We start from the raw sequence: 1948 nt of genomic DNA, 5'->3' as shown, positions 1-1948 counted from the left end.
AGCGCTCGCTCGAGCCGCACCCGATCACCGGGCACCGGGCGAACCTGATCATCAAGACGCTCGTCGCCCGCGGCTGGGCCAAGTAGCGTCCTCCCGCGATCCGCTTTCCGCGCCGCCCCGGCCTCGCCGCCGGGGCGGCGTCGTCTTGTCCGGGGCCTCCCGCGGCCCCCGCGCCGCCCGCGGCGCTCCGGCCTCGTTCGCCGTCGCTTCCCCTTCGACGACGCTTCACACGCGCCCCTCGTTCGGCGACAATGGGATCGTTCGGAGGAGGCGCGCCTGCGGGCCGGGAAAGCGCCGGCGGGGCGCGGGCGATGGCGGACCAGACGTGCGGCTGCACCGGAAGGGACGGCAAGTACGTTTACAATCCGACCAAGTAGCCGGTCGTGATCGGGGAGTTGGCGGTATCAGGAAAGGGGACAGGACGCGCGTCGTGGCGGACGGCGTCCCCAGCGGGCGAGGGGCGACGATGATCGGACGACTGGTCTCGGCGGCGTTGGTTCTTCTCGCGGCGGCCGGCGCGGCCGCGGCGCAGCAGCCCGAGGCGGCGGCCGCGGGCGCGGGAACGGGCGTGCAGCAGCAGCAGCCGCCGGCGGGCGCGACGGCGTTCGGCCAGATCGGCCAGACGATCGACGCCTTGGCGGCGGCTTGGCCGGCGCAGGAGGACGAGTCCGTCGTTCCCGACGCGGCGCGCCCCCTGATCCGCGACCTCAAGCGGCAGGCGCTGGCGATCGTGCAGATCGGCCTCGACGGCTGCTCCGGCTGCGGCATGGACGAGCGCTCGCTCGACCGCTCGGTCGCGGCGGAGTTCGTCAACCGCGGCGTGCGCTTCTCAGGCGCCGAGCCGTCGGCGACGCGCGGCACGCTGCGCGGCGCGAAGATCGAGCGCCGCGGCAACCAGAACGTCGTCGTCGCCACGATCTCGGTCGCGGTGCCGTTCGGCGCCGACGACGCCGTCTACTTCTTCGAGCGCGGCGACGCGGGGTTCAAGCTCGTCGCGGCGGTCTCCGCCGACGGCTACGACCACGTCTCCGGCGCGCAGTCGGTCTACGGGCTGCAGGTTTCCCCGTCGGACGCCGAAGGGAAGTGGTTCGCGGCGCTGGTCACGGTCTACCCGAAGGCGGCGGGGGCGGCGTGGTTCACGCCGCGGATCCGGATCGTCCGTCCGGCGGCCGATCCGTTCGCGCCGACGACGCTGCTCGACAACGACAAGGAATCGCTCTACGCGCAGGGGAAGTTCAACCTCGCCGTCGCGTCGGACAACGTCACGCTTCGCTTCGAGGCGGGGGACTACTGGAACGCCGGGTTCACGCGCAAGAAGACGATCGTCTACCACGTCGGCGCGGACGGCGCCTCGCGCCTCGGGCCGCTGGCCCCGAGCGCGACCGGCTTCGTGCAGGAGTGGCTGAACCTCTCCGCGGCCGACGCGGCGCGCTGGTGCGCGTCCGATCCGGCGGCTGCCGAGGCGTGGCGCGCCAAGCTCGGCGTGCCCGGCGTCTACGCCAACCTGGTCAAGGACGAAGGGTGCGGCGGACGCCGCACGCTGGTCGAGGTTTCCGTGGACGCGAGCGGGGCGGACCTCGACGCGGCCGCCCGCGGCGCGCTGAGCCACGGGCTCTTCTTCCTCGTCGAGAAGAGCGGCGACGACTTCCGCCTGCTGCAGGTCGGCCGAGAGCGCCCGGCGGAGTGCAAGTAGGACGGTCTCGAAACCCGCGCCCGGCGGAGCGCAAGTAGGACGGTCTTGAAACCCGCGCCCGCGGCTCAGCGGGCGCGGGACTTCTCCAGGATGTCCTTGAGCTGGACGACCGCCGCGTCGCGCGTCTTGTCGTCGAGGGCGAGGATCTCCTGCAGCGCCTCGCCGATCTGCGGCAGGTACTTCGTGATGTAGCCCTTCTTCTTCGCCTCGTCGAGGTCGCGCGCCCGGCGGGCGACGAACTTGCCGAGCTTCCGC

The 1948-nt window shown here is 72.8% G+C and carries 2 protein-coding genes; one reads left to right on the top strand and one right to left on the bottom strand.

Features of this window, described 5'->3' with window-relative positions:
* Window positions 1-466 precede the first annotated feature (466 nt).
* Window positions 467-1693, top strand: a complete 1227-nt coding sequence (locus tag LLG88_06880; protein MCE5246629.1) for a hypothetical protein — start codon at window positions 467-469, stop codon at window positions 1691-1693.
* A 65-nt stretch (window positions 1694-1758) separates the two neighbouring features.
* Here LLG88_06880 and LLG88_06875 read toward each other — a convergent pair.
* Window positions 1759-1948: hypothetical protein (locus LLG88_06875; GenBank protein MCE5246628.1), on the bottom strand; the 190-nt coding region annotated here is incomplete at its 5' end.

This window comes from bacterium (assembly GCA_021372775.1).
Lineage (GTDB): Bacteria > Acidobacteriota > Polarisedimenticolia > J045 > J045 > JAJFTU01.
This window is presented reverse-complemented; position numbering and strand designations above follow the sequence as displayed.